The sequence below is a fragment of the Lederbergia sp. B243.17 genome (genome assembly GCF_057657925.1).
In genome coordinates this window covers 1-15,545 of record NZ_JBWBKF010000035.1, presented here as the reverse complement: position 1 = coordinate 15,545, position 15,545 = coordinate 1, and the positions used below count along the sequence as shown (strand labels likewise).

The 15,545-nt window shown below is 47.6% G+C and carries 16 protein-coding genes and 1 other annotated feature; of the genes, 5 read left to right on the top strand and 11 right to left on the bottom strand.

Going from position 1 to position 15,545, the window contains the following annotated elements; translation table 11 throughout:
- The 4 genes from AC0TWI_RS06070 to AC0TWI_RS06055 form a co-directional block, all read right to left on the bottom strand.
- Nucleotides 1-333: transposase (locus tag AC0TWI_RS06070; protein WP_488125445.1), on the bottom strand; the 333-nt coding region annotated here is incomplete at its 3' end.
- Between the two features lie 172 nt (nt 334-505).
- The gene (locus AC0TWI_RS06065; RefSeq protein ID WP_488125444.1) at nt 506-1,639 is read right to left on the bottom strand and encodes a 5-methyltetrahydropteroyltriglutamate--homocysteine S-methyltransferase; all 1,134 of its coding nucleotides are present in this window, start codon (nt 1,637-1,639) and stop codon (nt 506-508) included.
- An 85-nt stretch (nt 1,640-1,724) separates the two neighbouring features.
- Nucleotides 1,725-2,657 (bottom strand): LysR family transcriptional regulator, encoded by a 933-nt coding sequence (locus AC0TWI_RS06060; protein ID WP_488125446.1) that lies wholly within the window; start codon nt 2,655-2,657, stop codon nt 1,725-1,727.
- 135 nt (nt 2,658-2,792) lie between these two features.
- The gene (locus AC0TWI_RS06055) at nt 2,793-3,131 is read right to left on the bottom strand and encodes an iron-sulfur cluster biosynthesis family protein (protein ID WP_488125443.1); all 339 of its coding nucleotides are present in this window, start codon (nt 3,129-3,131) and stop codon (nt 2,793-2,795) included.
- Between the two features lie 106 nt (nt 3,132-3,237).
- Here AC0TWI_RS06055 and AC0TWI_RS06050 point away from each other — a divergent pair, with 106 nt between their 5' ends.
- A complete protein-coding gene (locus AC0TWI_RS06050; protein WP_488125442.1) occupies nt 3,238-3,456 on the top strand; it encodes a CDGSH iron-sulfur domain-containing protein in 219 nt (72 codons plus the stop codon).
- Between the two features lie 92 nt (nt 3,457-3,548).
- Here AC0TWI_RS06050 and AC0TWI_RS06045 read toward each other — a convergent pair whose 3' ends face one another.
- Together AC0TWI_RS06045 and AC0TWI_RS06040 are read right to left on the bottom strand one after the other, a co-directional pair.
- On the bottom strand, nt 3,549-4,277 hold the full coding sequence (locus tag AC0TWI_RS06045) for an FAD-dependent oxidoreductase (RefSeq protein ID WP_488125441.1): 729 nt from the start codon (nt 4,275-4,277) through the stop codon (nt 3,549-3,551).
- An 80-nt stretch (nt 4,278-4,357) separates the two neighbouring features.
- A complete protein-coding gene (locus AC0TWI_RS06040; protein ID WP_488125440.1) occupies nt 4,358-4,642 on the bottom strand; it encodes a hypothetical protein in 285 nt (94 codons plus the stop codon).
- 458 nt (nt 4,643-5,100) lie between these two features.
- Here AC0TWI_RS06040 and AC0TWI_RS06035 point away from each other — a divergent pair, with 458 nt between their 5' ends.
- Together AC0TWI_RS06035 and AC0TWI_RS06030 are read left to right on the top strand one after the other, a co-directional pair.
- Nucleotides 5,101-6,114 carry an AraC family transcriptional regulator gene (locus tag AC0TWI_RS06035; RefSeq protein ID WP_488125439.1) on the top strand — a complete coding sequence of 338 codons (1,014 nt, stop codon included), beginning with the start codon at nt 5,101-5,103 and terminating at the stop codon, nt 6,112-6,114.
- A gap of 37 nt (nt 6,115-6,151) precedes the next feature.
- Nucleotides 6,152-6,946 carry an SDR family NAD(P)-dependent oxidoreductase gene (locus AC0TWI_RS06030; RefSeq protein ID WP_488125438.1) on the top strand — a complete coding sequence of 265 codons (795 nt, stop codon included), beginning with the start codon at nt 6,152-6,154 and terminating at the stop codon, nt 6,944-6,946.
- A 131-nt stretch (nt 6,947-7,077) separates the two neighbouring features.
- Here AC0TWI_RS06030 and AC0TWI_RS06025 read toward each other — a convergent pair whose 3' ends face one another.
- The 5 genes from AC0TWI_RS06025 to AC0TWI_RS06005 form a co-directional block, all read right to left on the bottom strand.
- Nucleotides 7,078-7,404, bottom strand: coding sequence for a YolD-like family protein (locus AC0TWI_RS06025; protein WP_488125437.1), 327 nt, complete (start codon nt 7,402-7,404; stop codon nt 7,078-7,080).
- 331 nt (nt 7,405-7,735) lie between these two features.
- The gene (locus AC0TWI_RS06020) at nt 7,736-8,995 is read right to left on the bottom strand and encodes a Y-family DNA polymerase (protein ID WP_488125436.1); all 1,260 of its coding nucleotides are present in this window, start codon (nt 8,993-8,995) and stop codon (nt 7,736-7,738) included.
- A gap of 95 nt (nt 8,996-9,090) precedes the next feature.
- Complete coding sequence (locus tag AC0TWI_RS06015; protein ID WP_488125435.1) at nt 9,091-10,314, bottom strand: MFS transporter; 1,224 nt, start codon at nt 10,312-10,314, stop codon at nt 9,091-9,093.
- Nucleotides 10,315-10,376: 62 nt separating this feature from the next.
- Nucleotides 10,377-10,641, bottom strand: a binding site (T-box leader).
- 49 nt (nt 10,642-10,690) lie between these two features.
- The gene (locus AC0TWI_RS06010; protein ID WP_488125434.1) at nt 10,691-11,485 is read right to left on the bottom strand and encodes an SDR family NAD(P)-dependent oxidoreductase; all 795 of its coding nucleotides are present in this window, start codon (nt 11,483-11,485) and stop codon (nt 10,691-10,693) included.
- Nucleotides 11,482-12,465: an MBL fold metallo-hydrolase gene (locus tag AC0TWI_RS06005; RefSeq protein ID WP_488125433.1), complete on the bottom strand. Its 984-nt coding sequence runs from the start codon at nt 12,463-12,465 to the stop codon at nt 11,482-11,484. The genes AC0TWI_RS06010 and AC0TWI_RS06005 overlap by 4 nt, the downstream gene beginning before the upstream one ends.
- A gap of 431 nt (nt 12,466-12,896) precedes the next feature.
- On the opposite strand from AC0TWI_RS06005, the gene proC reads away from it, so the two are divergent.
- Entirely contained in the window at nt 12,897-13,718 is an 822-nt protein-coding gene (proC, locus tag AC0TWI_RS06000; RefSeq protein ID WP_488125432.1) for a pyrroline-5-carboxylate reductase, read from the top strand.
- Between the two features lie 61 nt (nt 13,719-13,779).
- Nucleotides 13,780-14,796, top strand: a complete 1,017-nt coding sequence (gene namA / locus AC0TWI_RS05995) for an NADPH dehydrogenase NamA (RefSeq protein WP_488125431.1) — start codon at nt 13,780-13,782, stop codon at nt 14,794-14,796.
- The last annotated feature ends 749 nt before the right edge of the window (nt 14,797-15,545 follow it).

Sequence of the window (15,545 nt, the reverse complement as noted above, 5' to 3'; positions counted from 1 at the left end):
CTCTTTGACTTCAGGTTGTACACGGAATCGGTTAATGGTACGATAGCTCGGTTCATGTCCTTGAGCGAGCCACATCATGCGGATACTGTCTTTGAGAAGCGCCTCGATCTTGCGCCCGGAAAATGCCGACTGAGTATAACTGCATAAGATGATTTTAAGCATCATGCGCGGATGGTAGGCAGGACAGCCCTCATATCGGAGAAATGGTTCGAACGCTTCATCAGGGATGCTTTCGACCAAATGATGGATGTGGAAGGCGATATCATTATTTTGTAGTTTCACTTCTAAATCTAAAGGCAAAACCAATTGATTCATGTTATAATTTTTAAACATAAGGACCCTTCTTTCTGATATGATTTGGTGTGGTAACTTAATTTTATCAGAAGTGGTCCTTATCTTTTATGAAAAATAATGAAAGCCGGCGAAATTTTACTCATCGTAAAATTTCGCCGGCTTTTTTCAGATTAGAGGGGGTTTTGTCCCAGCCTCTCCTCTTAAGCGTTTATCAGCCCCACACTTCATCTGCCACTTCTTTGATCAGGCGAAGTTTGTTCCATTGTTGTTCTTCTGTTAAAATATTTCCTTCCTCAGTAGACGCAAATCCGCATTGCGGGCTAATGCAAAGCCGGTCTGCATCTACAAACTTTGCAGCTTCTTCAATTCTTTCCTTTATTGCTGCTTTGTCTTCCAATTCACCTGTTTTGGATGAGAAAAGGCCCAAAACCACACACTTATCATCGCTCACATCTTTCAATGGCGCAAAATCGCCGGACCGTTCCGTATCAAATTCAAGATAGTAGGCAGAAACATTCTCTTTTGCAAACAGCAGTTTTGAAATCGGGTCATATCCACCGGAAGAGGCCCAAGTTGAATGGTAGTTTCCACGGCAAACATGCGTAGTGACGACTAAATCTTCAGGCAGGTTTTCGATTGCGAGATTATTTACAAGCAAGTACAGCTCCCCGACTCCTTCTACTGTCGCGCTGTCTTGACGTGCTTTCCAGTAATTCTCATCGACAATCATTCCCCATGTGCAATCGTCCAGCTGAACATTTCTGCATCCGGCATCGTATAAATCCTTGATTACCGTTTGATACGCTTTCGCAATATCTTCTACCAGTTCATTTGTATCCGGATAAAACTTTCTCGTTGTCTCTCTATTTTCCGGACGCTCCAGTTCCGCTAAAAATTGAGCTGGTGCCGGAATCGTTTGCCTTGCTGAAACGCTGTCTGTTGCAAATTGCTGAATAAAGGAAAAATGTTCGACAAACGGATGGTTTTCACCAGTAATTTTTCCTGTAAGACGAGCCGTTTCCGCACGTGTTACTTCGTTGTGGAATTTATAGCCTTGTTCAGCATCTGCCTTGGCAACGCCGTTCAGTCCCCACATGAAATCTAAATGCCACCAAGACCGGCGGAATTCTCCGTCTGTGATCGCTTGAAGGCCGACTTCTTTCTGTTTTTGAATCAAATCAATGATACACTCGTCTTCTACTTTCTTCAATTCTTGCTCAGAAAGGTTGCCGTCCTTAAATTCAGCACGTGCCTTTTTCAATTTTTCCGGTCGTAAAAAGCTTCCCACATTATCAAAACGAAACGGTGCCACGGTTCTTTTGCCAGCAATGACTTCTACACTCATGGAAATCTCTCCCTTTTTGAATGATATTGCATTAAGTGTAGCATCTGGCCCTCCCTATAGAGTAACACCGGAAAACTATCGCTCGCTATAGTTTCAAGCTATGACAGTTTCGTTCTTCTTCAATCGATTCCTTTAAATGCTGAATATAAATATCAGCAAGCGGACTTGTTGTCATGTTTTTATGTGTAATATAACCAACCGTGATGAGCTCATCCACCTTTAGCGGTACGGCTACAATATCCTCGCCATTCAGCTTGCTGCTGATAACACCAGTGGAAATCGTGTAGCCATTTAATCCGATCAGCAAATTAAACAATGTGGCTCGGTCTGTAACGCGAATATTTTTCGGCCTTGACAGTGTACTCAGAATTTCTTCGGAAAAATAGAAAGAATTATAATCTCCCTGCTCATAAGAAAGATAGGGGAACGGAATTAAATCGGATAATGTGACGTACTCCTTCTTCGCCAGCGGATTTTTTGAGCTGATAAACACATGCGGCTTCGCATCAAACAGTTTTTGGAAAATCAAATTTCCTTCCCGCAGAAATTTATGAATTACTTTTTCGTTAAAATCATTTACGTATAAGATGCCGATCTCACTGCGAAGATTATGGACATCATCAATGATTTCGTGCGTCGTCGTTTCTCGCAAAGTAAATTCATACTCATCCCGATTATATTGTTCTAAAAGACGCACAAACGCGCTGACGGCAAATGCATAATGCTGGGTGGAAACAGAAAAGTGCTGCTGCGAAGGAGTTTGTGCATCGGAATAACGGTTTTCCAAAAGCTCGGCCTGCTCTTGCACCTGCCTGGCATAGCCGAGAAACTCCGAGCCTTCCGGAGTAATCACAATCCCTTTATTCGTTCGGGAAAAGATGATAATGCCCATTTCCTTTTCCAGCTCTTTAATGGCGTTGGAAAGGCTTGGCTGGCTAATGAATAAATTTTGTGCAGCTTTGCTTATCGAACGGCTCCTTGCCACTTCTATTACATATTTCAATTGTTGTAGTGTCATTGTCATTTCCTTTTCTTTCCGATTTTCTTTATCATACCATACCTCAAATGAGGACATGGCGCTGTTCCCCGAAACTGCAAGGCAAATAAAAGAAGAGCTTTCCGGCGCGAATGCCGGAAAGCTCCTTCAAATTTTTCATTTGCTGACTGCGCAGCTCATCCGCCCGTTCAAAATCTGATTCGGGCTGGAAAGCTTGTACGTTTGCTTTTCTTCCAAGTAATCGATTTTCATATCGGGGTCAAAGAAAATCATTCTCTCTTTATTCATATAAACAGGAAGCTCGCCTGTTTCGATTTTGACATCGTCCGGATCGATTTCCTGCTTCTTTACCCATGCGAGAGCGGGCATTCCGCTGACGGCACAGCCACAGCCATCTATGTCATACTTCAAAGTCAAAAGATAATCCTCGCCTGGGGACTGGCTTCTCAGTCTCTCCCCCGCTTTGGGCGTCATCTCGATTGTTTTTACCATCATCGTCACCTTCCTTTTCCAGCAGTATATCATACGATACTAGAGCCTAGTTGCAATTGGCTCCAATACAGCCTACTATTTAAGTTGACCATAAAAAGGGGGAATGGACATGTCAAAGGTACAAATCAAAGTGATGGACAACGGCTCTTACCGGGTAACCGGGGATGTCGAGCTCATCGATGTGGACGGAAATGTATTCGAAACAAAGCAAGCCTTTTCGCTTTGCCGCTGCGGACTTTCTAGTCGCAAGCCTTTCTGTGACGGCGCGCATAAGGGGCAGTTCGACTCTTGTGTAAGAGCCGAACAGATCCTAAAAGACGGCGAATGAGATTGGAATGAAGTATCATAAAATGCCTGCATGCCTCCCATGCAGGCATTTTCTCTATGTGGAAACCGTCGCTCCCGCTAGCTTCCCCAGTTCTAGTTTGTTCCCTCAATCGAAAGATCAAATGAAAAAAACTCAGGCAGCTGATTTTCACGCTTGTCGAGCATAATTTGTTCTGGCTTGATGCCTTTCTCGAGCAGCACTTTAATGTTTTGCTTAAGGAATTCGTCGCTGCCGACCACATAGAAGAGGCCTTCCTTGTCTGCAGCAAGTTTTTTCACTTCTTCATAGTAGTCTCCGCGATTATCGACGAACTGTGCGGTGAACTTCTTTTCTGGTGAGGATACAAATAAATCAGCGAACAAGAAGTTTCTTGAAGAATCGATGTTCAGGGAATGGATTTGATTGACGTTGTCTGCGCGATCGAAATAATCGAGCAGAATCGGTCTGAAAGTGGCCAAGCCGACTCCTGATGACAGCAGATAAACGTTTTTGTCTTCACGTTTAAGCGGTACGTTCGAATGCGTTTTAAAGATCGCCACTTCATCGCCGACCTGATGATTTCTTAAAACTGTTTTAAACTCAGAACACTGTTCCCTGATACGTGTCGTAATGCCGATTGAATTTTCGTGCGGCAACGTGGAGATCGACATATGGCGGATCAGGCTGCGGTTCGGTTTCTCCCCGGCATTGAAACCCTCAAGGGCAAAGTGGGTGTGTGAACCTTCTTCCCATGTAAAACCTTCCGGGCAGTCGAGCATATAGGTTTTAACCTCAGGTGTTTCTTCAATAATTTTATTTATTTTTGTCCAGTATATTTGCATTGTACGTCCTCCCCATTCCATTGCATGTTATATCTATCATACACCAATTGATAATGGTTATCAATTAAACAGGCGATATTTCAGTCAGTTCCGCTGCAAGCAGCATATTTCCTTGCAACCAAAAAATGACCCGCCTGAACGGGGGCCAAGACTTTGTTCGTATTGAAAATTCTGTCAGACAGCCTTCTCGTCTCAGTTGAGCAGGATATACAGGCTTCCAACACCCCACTATGAAGAGGGCCTCCTTCCCGGTCCACAACGCAAAAGACTCTCTCCTGAACTTCGGCATAATGAATGAACCCGTTTATGTCGGCATACTGCCCGCCTGTATAAAAAGTGATGATCAACTCTGTTCCGAATTCCATTGCCTCGGCCGCTGCCTCATCGAGCTCCTTTTTTCTTCCAGCCACTCTATACTTGAAAACAATTCTATTAAAACCTAGTATACTTTCGCCTTTCTTTATTAAAGGGCAATACTGTAAAGTATAGACATCTTGATACCAGGTAAATGAATTTGATGCTTGGATCAATTAAGCCCAAGACTATAATGAGCGGCTTTCTGATGCAGGTACAAATAACATTTTTAAATCCATTAGGTAAATAGGATTATTGAGGTGTTTTTTAATGAAGCTGTCTGTATAAACGGCAGCTTCATTACGTATTACTAACGGATTTATTCGACGTAGTTGGCTAGTAAAATGTCGCCCTCTGCTAGTTACAAGGCTAAATTGAATAAGTAATATAATATCTGTCCCGCTAACTAGGCAGAACACAATCACAGCTAAAACTGGTGAATGTGTAGATAGCTAAAGGAGGATCCATTATGAAGTCTCATACTCGTATTAAAATGCCGGCGGGATTTTGGGCAGGTATACATCAATTAGGGATTGCCCCCCACGACGTGGCTCGAAAAGCACGGCTTCCATTGACCATTATTACAGATCCATTTGTCACCACCGTCCAATATTTTGCGATTTGGCAGGCATATTCGGATCTCGTTGATGACACTGCCGAAGGAATTATCAAGCTTACGACTGTCTTTGAACCAGCGCATTACCCACCCACAGTCTTAGCGACTTACCATGCTCGTGACTACCGTGACGCTCTAAAACGAATGGCACGGTACAAACAAATGTGTCCCCCTGAAAGCTTACGTATAACAGAGGGAGGTGAGGACTGTACAATTGAACTAGATTGGCTGTATACCGAGCAATCAGGTCCACCGTTGCTGGTTGGAATCACGCTGGCCTTTCTTTTAGAGCTTGGCCGTCGGGGCACAGGCCAACCGTTAATGGCGAAATCCGTCGAATTTACGCACTCAATGGGCGACATACAGGCACTTGAAGCATACTTTGGCTGCCCTATCCGGATTGGCGCAAATGGTAACAGGTTGACGCTGCACCGAGGAGATCTGGACCTCCCTTTTGTCTCGTACAACGAAGAGTTGCTGGAGGTTCTGACTCCCGTATTAGACAAATCGTTGGATGAGCAGCAACGCAGTCGCTCTTTCACCGAAATGGTCAAGTGGATGATGAAACTCAGCCTCACAGGAGGGCGCCCTGACATTCAGACTGTCGCAAGCGAGTTGGGGATGAGCGATCGCACCTTGCAGCGACGTCTGACTGACGAAGGCACGAGCTTTAAGCATCTTTTGACAAACGTCCGCCATGAGTTGGCTCGGGAGTATCTGGCAGATCCCTCATTCGATATTAAAGAAGTAGCCTTCATGATTGGATATGAAGACCAGAACTCGTTCTACCGCGCCTTCCGCATTTGGGAAGGCGATACCCCCTCAAATTGGCGTACTGAACATTTAGATACAAATTCGATAAATTAACTTTGCCTTAAAAGTAGATGAAATGGAGAAATGTATTATGGATATGGGATTAAACAATAAAACAGCTTTGGTTACAGGATCAACGAAAGGCATAGGTAAAGCAATTGCCATTGAGCTTGCCAAAGAAGGTGTCAATGTACTAATTAATGGACGCAATGATGAAGAGGTAGAACGAATTGTAAATGAAATTAAATCGGATTACCCGGCTACCTCTCCTCAAAATGCTACAGCCGATCTTGTCGATATTCAACAAAGAGAAGCTTTATTTGAAAAATATCCTACTATTGATATTTTAGTTAACAATATGGGCATTTATGAAATTATGCAATATGAGGACATTAACGACGAAGTATGGGAAAAATACTTCCGTACCAATGTTCTGGCTGCAAATGGATTATCAAAATTTTATTTACCTAAAATGTTAAAAAACGATTTTGGTCGCATTATTTTTATTGCGAGTGAAGAAGCACTCATGCCGTCAGGACAAATGCCTCAGTATTGTATGACAAAATCAATGCTATTATCATTGTCAAAAAGCCTAACTAAATTAACAACAGGTACAGAGGTTACAGTCAATACAATCATGCCAGGACCAACACTATCTGAAAATGTTCGTCAAATAATTGAAGGCATCTACCCTGATGCTGATATGACGTTTTCAGAAAAAGAGAAAGAATTTATGACTACAAACCTGCCGCAATCTGAAATACAGCGATTTATCAGGCCAATTGAAATAGGTAGACTAACTACATTTGTATGCAGTCCTTATGCATCCGCATTTAAAGGTTCTCCCATCCGTATGGATGGTGGAATGGTACCGACTATTTTTTAATATTTTTGATGCGATGGCGGAATAAAAAAGCCCGATTTTTCAAGTTAATCCTGAAAAATTGGGCTTTTACATATTGGCATTGCTTAGCGTTGTAAACCCGGTTTTCCTCCCTTTCCAAAATTTGTATTTCCTTAGTATTGCTCAATTTCCATAATATCCTCTAATTTCAAAATATATTTCTCAGCCGCATCATCAACAACTCGCAATTCTTTTCTCAGTTGATCGATATAATGAATGTTACCGACAACTTTCTTCATTTCCCCTTGATAGAAGGTGAATTGCAGCGTAATGTTCTCTTCCATAGCCCTACAGATCACTTCATTAAATTCTTCATATTTTTGTTCATCCAAAACCGGCTTATCTACTTTATCCAGACTTTCATCATATTCCCTTAGTAATTTTACATGCTCCGGCAGCATCATTGATGTCCATTTAATCAACCCCCGATCGCGAATCATTGCCTCATCTCCTGTCCTTTGTCCAAAGTCTGTTGTTTTCTACAGGCGCCCTCCGCTTTTCTTTGTCCAGCTCCGGCGGCTAGGGGCTCGAGGTCATAAGCCCAAAGAAGCTAAAGGCTGGAAAGCGCCTTTTGCTTCTTCGTTCTTATGCTTGTCGCCCCTAAGCAAGCCGCCTCCGCTTTTCTAGTGTCCAGCTCCGGGCGGCCAGCGACTAGCAGATTTCAGGATTCTTCCTACGATAAGTCAACATCGGCTCCTGCGTCTCCGTGTTTCCTTTATCTCGTCAGAATCCTTCCAATCTGTACGTCGCTAAACGGCCGCCTCTGCTTTTCTATGCCTTATGTCCCCCCACCAGTTTAGCCCGTTTTAACGCCGTGCCGGCTGGGGTGTAGGAGACGGCGCGGAGGAGGGCGGCGGAGCCGTAGCGGGCGCGGAGCCGGTCGACGGTATAGGCGAGTTCTTTTTCGCGGATTTTGTTCGGCTGGAAGAGGTCCAGTTGGATGAGGTTGTCGTCGGTAATGTTGGATAAGGAGATTGAAATTTCCCGGACGGCCCTGCCTGTATCGAATTGGTCGAACAGGTTTAGGCAGACGCGGTACAGATCCATCGTTGCGTTCGTCGGCTCGTCGATTGAACGTGAGCGGTGGAAGCCTCCGCCGAGTTCGCGTTCGCTGTAGCCGATGCCGAGGCTGATCGTCCTGCCCGCCTTTTTGCGCTCTCTCGCCCTTCTCCCCACTTCCTCGCACATCTCGAGGATGACGTGGCGGACTTCATTTCTGTCCTCATAGTCCCTGAGTAGAATCTGGCTTTTTCCAAAGCTGATCTGCCCTTCCATGATCGGTGCTGTGCCGAGTTGTGACAGGTCGATTCCCCATGCATGGTTGTAAAGCTGTGTGCCCATCACGCCGAATTTCTTTTGGAGGAGGGCCGGATCCGTATGGGCGAGCTGGCCGACGGTGAAGATGCCCATCCCGTTCAGCCGCTTTTCCATCCTTCTCCCGATGCCCCACATTTCACGCAGCGGGGAGACCGGCCACAATTTTTCCGGCACCACTTCATAGGTCCATTCGGCAATTCCGGTCTTCTTCGCTTCCAAATCGAGGCTCAGCTTGGCAAGGAGCATGTTCGGCCCGATGCCGATGGAGCAGGTGAGCTGAAATTCCCTCAGGATTTCATCCCGGATCTTCTCTGCGACCTGGAGCGCATTGCCCCAAAGCCGGTCTGTTCCATCGAGTTTGATAAAGCTTTCGTCCACGCTGTATACATGGATCGCATCCTTCGGCACATAGCGGTGCAGCAGACGCGTGATTTCCATCGAGACCCGCAAATACGTCGCCATTTTTGCCTCGACAAGCTGGATCCGCTCATCTTTCGGTATTTCGAACAGGCGGGAGCCGGTCTTGATGCCGAAGTCCTGTTTCAGCTTTGGGGAAGCGGCAAGCACAACGCTGCCGGGCTGCTCAAGGTTGCCGACCACCGCCAGATGGCATGTAAGCGGATCGAGCCCCATCATGACGGCAGAACAGCTGGCATAGAAGCTTTTCATATCGATGCATAAAATTTTCTCTTTCGGCAGGCCCTCATATTTCATCCCGCTCTTCCTTTCGAACATTTGTTCTATTATACCCCCTATTTTAGCCGACTATGCTAAAAGCATCAATGTTATTTTTTAGCAGGGGCATTTGCTCACCCGTTATTCTCCTGGGAGTAAAAGCTGTTCGTGGACCGATTTAAAACGGCAGAACAGATGATCAACCCTAAAAACAGAAAGAGGAAGGAACCGATCATATAAAGGAGCCGGATCTCGTACAGCTCGGCGAAAATGCCGATTGCGGCCGTAAACATAATAATTAGCAGCGACTCCACCATGCCAAAAACACTCGCAAATCTTCCCATAAGATGGACCGGTATGTTGTTCTGATAGAAGGTCAGAAAACCGGTATTTCCAAATGACAAAGCGAACGTTAACGTGAAAAAACCGATAGAAGCCCAAGTAAAGTCCTGTGAAAAAGCAAAAATCAAATAACCTAGCGGTGTAAAAATAGCTCCAAAGCCAATCAGCAGATTTGTTTTGAAGCGATCAGCAAATAATGCATTGGTCAATGAGCCCGCCACAATTCCGATCCCGGCCACGCTTACAAGAAATCCATACGCGCTCTCCGATAACAAAAGAACTTCTGTGGCAAAGGCTGCTTCTAGTGAGTCTAGGGCAGACATGAAAACTGTAATTCCGCTAACGAGAACATATACCAATGTAAAATACATGTTTGCTCTGCTGAAATGGAGGATTTCTCTCCAGTCATTCCTGATCACTTTCATGCTTACTTTTTCAGCGGCCGTTCCTCCCTTTCCTTCCAATGACGGAAGCAGCGAGATAATGATCGCTGATATCAATAATGCCAGGGCGTTCAGTTGAATGGCCAAGGATGGAGAGCCGATCATAAACAAAAAACCAGCGACGGAAGGCCCCAAAATAAAACCACTTGAGTTGATAAAATTCCGGAGGGCATTGAATCTCTGCCGATTTGCTTTTGGAATAAGCTCCGTCATATAGGCCATGGATGCCGGCACAAAAATGGAACTCGCCATATTGATGATAAAAACCCACAAATAAATGAAAATCAGTGAATCCATGAAGGGCAGCATGAAGATCAGGACTGCCCTAACCAAATCCAAACCTATCATCAGTTTCTTTTTATTCAGCCGATCAATAAAGCTTCCCGCCCAAAAGTTCGTGCACAAAGCTGCGATTGGAAGAAGCATATAGAGAACGGACACGGCCAAGGGGGAGCCTGTCCTATCCAAGACAATCAGGTTCAGTGCGATAAAATAAACCCAAGCCCCTAAGTTGGATATTCCAATGCCGAGCAAAAGAAATACGGGGTCTTTCCACTTCATCCTTTTCCGCAACACTTTCCCTCCTCTATTCGATTTGCCACAACAAAAAAGGAGCCCACCCCCAAGTCATCAGACTTGAGGACGAGACTCCCTGAATAATAGAAGTTCGCGGTGCCACCTCAGTTTGTTCTTGTGTCGCCACAAAAACCTTTTCAAGTACGCTGCTATGTAAGCAGGATATACTCTATCTCTATAACGGGAGATCCCGGCACATTATCAATCGACTATCCAATGTGCAGCTCCAAGGCTTGTTTCTATGTACTCCAGCATCCTCCTTCGCAGCTACCGGAGTTCTCTGTCCTGCCCAAGCACATATACTCTTCTCTTCATCGCTTTTTGAATTAGAGCCATTCTACTACACTTCAGTGAATTTTCAAATAGGTGTTGATCATTTTTTATAAAACGCACGTCCCCCGAGCTTTTCCACAACACCCGGCATGACGGCGTGCAAGATGCCGCCCCAGTTCATCCAGGCCGGCAAGTTGATTTCCCGGCGCGGTGTGAGCATGGCATCGACGACTTTGCCAGCAACACGGACGGGGTCGAGCATAAAGCGGCCGACATTTTTTTCATAGGAGCCGCCCGGGTCTGCCGTCCTGAAAAACTCTGTCCGGATCGGGCCCGGGTTGACGGCGGTCACATTGACGCCGCACAGCTTCATTTCCATCCGCAAGCTGTTCGTGTAGCCAAGGACGGCGTGCTTCGTCGAAGCGTACACACTCGATTTCGGCGTTGCAAGCTTGCCCGCCTGAGAGGCGATGTTGATGATATGGCCGGAGCGCGCCTCGCACATATGCGGAATCACTTCTTTCGTACAGGCGATCAGGCCGACCACATTGACAGCGAACATGTCTGACGCCTCTTCCGCATTGATATCCTGCGCCGGGGCAAACACCCCGTAGCCGGCATTGTTGACGAGGACATCGATTGTGCCAGCCTGTTCATAGATACGGGAAAACACGGCAGGAATATCCTCGAACCGGGACACATCGAGCGCCATCGTTTCACAGCGGATGCCATGCTGCTCCTGAAGTTCCCCGGCAATCCGGGAAAGCCTCTCCTCGTTTCGCGCCAGCAGGAAAAGGTTCGCACCGTTTTCTGCACATTTACGGGCAATCTGCTCCCCCAATCCCCCGGAAGCTCCGGTGATGACGACCGTTTTGCCCTTCAGCCTTGCATTCATGCCTTCACCGTCTCCTTAGGGCTGGAAAAATAAAGGACACCCTTTTCATCCGGCGATTTCTCGATCGCACCGAGTGAGGATAAATAATCCAGTTGGGCCGTCGTCTCAGAAAGGGTCAGGCCGAGCTGCTGTTCAAATACTTTCGGGAACAGCATTTTCGTAATCTCGAAAGTCGACAGCCTTCTCCCCCGCAAAAGCTCCACAAGCTGGAAGGCCCGGTCATGCTGGCGCTTCAGGCGGCGTTCAACCAAGCTGTGCGCATCTTTTACATCTGCCCCATGACCTGTGAAGGCAGTGCTGATGTCAACATCGAGCATTTTTTTCAGCGACTCATTATATTGCAGCTGTGGCTTCGGCCTTTCTTTTCCATCAACAAGCGGCGGCTCAAGCAGCGGATTGGAGGAAATATGGGCAAGAAGATGGTCCCCCGCGATGAGGACCCCGTCTTTTTCCCGGTAAAAGGCGAGATGGCTTTGTGCGTGTCCGTGCGTTTCAATCACTGTCCAGCCAGGCAGTCCCGGCACTGCATCTCCCTCCTTCAGTTCGCCGTTGAGCGCATGCGTCCCTGCATAGCGGAGCGGGGCTTTCATCCCTTTCAGCAGCCGCGGAAAGTCACCGTGAAGGCCGAATTCTACAAATAGCTGTTCATAGAACCGGTCGTAGGAGGCGATGAACGTCTCATCTTTTTCGATCCATGGCTTCGCATACTGGTGAGCAAAAACCAGCACATCCGCGGAAAAGAGGTCGAGCATCCCAATATGGTCAGGGTGATGATGGGTCAGGACCACCTGTTCAATATCGCTTGGCGACAGGCCGTGATCGGCAAGCTGCCGTTCCAGCGAGGCCTGCGCTTCCTCTGTCTTGACCCCTGCGTCAATCAGCGTGAGCGCGTCCCCTTTTATAATGTAAACATTGACATCGCCGACAGCAAACGGGGTCGGCAACGCCAGTTTTAAAATGTCCGATTGCAAATTTGTCATTGTTATCCCTCTATTTTTGTTATATTTCTATAGCGAATGAACATAAGTATAACTTTAGTGTATCGATTTTGAATCGAGAAGTCATTATTTTTGTATATTTCTGATCGAAAAGAGGCGGCAGGCACCCTTGACATTTTCAGCTCAAATCAGCATAATCATAGATAAAACTTTGATCGAAATGCAATGATCAGGATCAGTAAACCCGGCATTGATGAAAGAGAACGGGATCCATCGGCTGAAAGGTCCCCCATCCGCTGTCTGGTTGAACCTGCCTGTGAGCTGCCGGAGAAATCGGCCGTCCCGTCCCGCGTTACGGGCTTAAGAGAGCTGTGCAATTTGGCAGCTAATGAAGGTGGTACCACGGAAGCTCGCCCTTTCGTCCTTTTTGGACGGAAGGGCTTTTGTATTTTTAAAAAGATGGAGGCAGGAAGATGAAAATATCATTTATCGGTGCCGGATCGATGGCAGAAGCGATGATTTCGGGATTGATCGAAAACCGGATCTGCCGTCCGGACGAAATTTATATGACGAACCGGATGGATGAGGATCGGATGCAATTCCTGAATGAACAGTACGGCGTGAACACAACCTATGACACGGAGAGGCTTTTGCAAGGATCGGATGTGCTGATTTTTGCAGTAAAACCGAAGGATGCAGGAGACGCTCTGGAAAAACTGGAGGGAAAGATGGCAGAAAGGACCTTGTTCGTTTCTGTAATGGCCGGCATTTCGATTGCGTTTTTAGAGGACAAAATCGGCAAGGATCAGCCGATCATCCGGGCGATGCCGAATACATCAGCAGCCGTCGGCAAGGCCGCAACAGCGATTGCCTGCAACGGAGCGGTCAAGGATGAACAGCGCAATCTTGCCCACTCGGTCTTCTCGGCTTTCGGGATGAGCGTGGAAGTGGAGGAAGACCAGCTTGACGCGGTGACCGGTTTGTCGGGGAGTGGACCAGCATACATTTATTTTATCGTCGAGGCGATGGAAGCATCGGCCCGTAAGCTCGGCTTGGACAGGGAGACCGCGAAAAAACTGATCATCCAGACGATTGCAGGTGCAGCGGATATGCTCCAGCAGACTGACAAGGAAGCAGCTGATCTGCGCCGGGCCGTCACAAGTCCGGGCGGCACGACAGAAGCGGGTCTCGCCGTCCTGAGCGACAGGCATGTACAAGAGGCATTCATCGAATGCATTGAAGCGGCAGCCGAACAGTCGAAAAAGTTAGGTTCCCTTCTCAGCGCCAAAGCATGAAACTGTTATTCCTACCTTCCCAGTTGGTATAATCCCTGTAGAAGACAAAGGAGGAATCCCAATGAATGCAAAACTGTTTGAACCCTATAAATTGAAAGATCTCACACTGAAAAACCGGATCGTCATGGCACCGATGTGCATGTATTCCTGCATGGATGAGGATGGAATGGCGAACGACTGGCATTTTACACACTACCCGACCCGTGCCGTCGGCCAAGTCGGCCTGATCATCGTCGAAGCGACCGCCGTTACGGAACAAGGCCGGATCAGCCACCAGGATCTTGGCATCTGGAGTGATGACCATATCGAAGGGCTGTCCAAAATTGTGAAGCTCGTGAAGCAGCACGGCTCGGCAATCGGCATCCAGCTCGGACACGCCGGCAGAAAAGCCGAGCTGCGAGGCGACATCATCGCCCCATCTCCGCTCGCGTTTAATGACAAGTACAAGCAGCCGGAGGAAATGACGACAGAGCAGATCAAAGAAACGATCGCCGCCTTCCGCGATGCAGCTGTACGGGCGAAAAAAGCGGGCTTCGATGTCATCGAAATCCACGCAGCCCACGGCTACCTGATCAACCAATTCCTCTCCCCGCTGACAAACAAGCGGAAAGATGAATACGGCGGCTCACAAGAAAACCGCTACCGCTTCTTGAAGGAAGTTATCGATGAAGTGAAAACCGTCTGGGACGGCCCGCTCCTCGTCCGTGTCTCCGCCCGCGATTACAATGACGAAGGACTCGACGCAGAGGACTACGGGGAAATGGCAAAATGGATGAAAGACCAGGGCGTCGACCTGATCGACGTCAGCTCCGGTGCCGTCGTACCGGCAAGAATCAACGTCTACCCCGGCTACCAAGTGCCGCTTGCCGAACATATCAAAAAAGCGGCTGACATCCCAACCGGCGCCGTCGGCCTGATCACAACCGGCATCCAAGCTGAGGAAATCCTGCAAAACGACCGCGCCGATCTCATCTTCCTCGCCCGCGTCCTCCTCCGCGACCCATACTGGCCACGGACCGCGGCAAAAGAACTCAGACACGAGATCGAGGGACCGGTACAGTATGAGCGAGGCTGGTAACATGAAATGCGGAGGGCGGCGTTTAGCGACGTACAGACTGGAGGAATTGTAACGAGATAAAGGAAACACGGCGACGAAGGAGCCGATGTTGACTTATCGTAGGCGCAATTCCGAAGTCTGCTAGTCGCTGCCGCCCGGAGCTGGACAGTGAAATGCGCAGGGCGCCTGCCTATCGGCGACAAGCGCTGGAAGAAAAGAGCGGGTGGATGATTTCCAATCCACCTGATCTTTTCTGAAGCGACCTCGAGCCGATGGCGCCTGGAGCTGGACATCACGAAATGCGGAGGGCGGCGTTTAGCGACGTACAGACTGGAGGAATTGTAACGAGATAAAGGAAACACGGCGACGAAGGAGCTGATGTTGACTTATCGTAGACGCAATTCCGAAGTCTGCTAGTCGCTGCCGCCCGGAGCTGGACACCTCGAAATGCGGAGGGCGGCTGGTCAGGGGCGACAAGCACAAGACGAGAAGGAAAAAAGGCGCTTTCCCGCCTTTCTTCCTTCTTGACTTGTGACCTCGAGCCCCTGCCGCCCGGAGCTGGACATCACGAAAAGCGCAAGGCCAACAAGGAAACACACAAAAAGAGGGGAAAAAGGCGTAAAGCCTCTTTTAAAGTGGTACCTGTAGGTAGGACACTCGAAAAAAAGAGTGTTCAACCTGCAGGTGCTTTTTATATACTTGAAATTAAGAATATGGGATTAGGGGATAACATGAGCAAAGTAACTTTTTCGTCCGAACAGGTAAGTGCA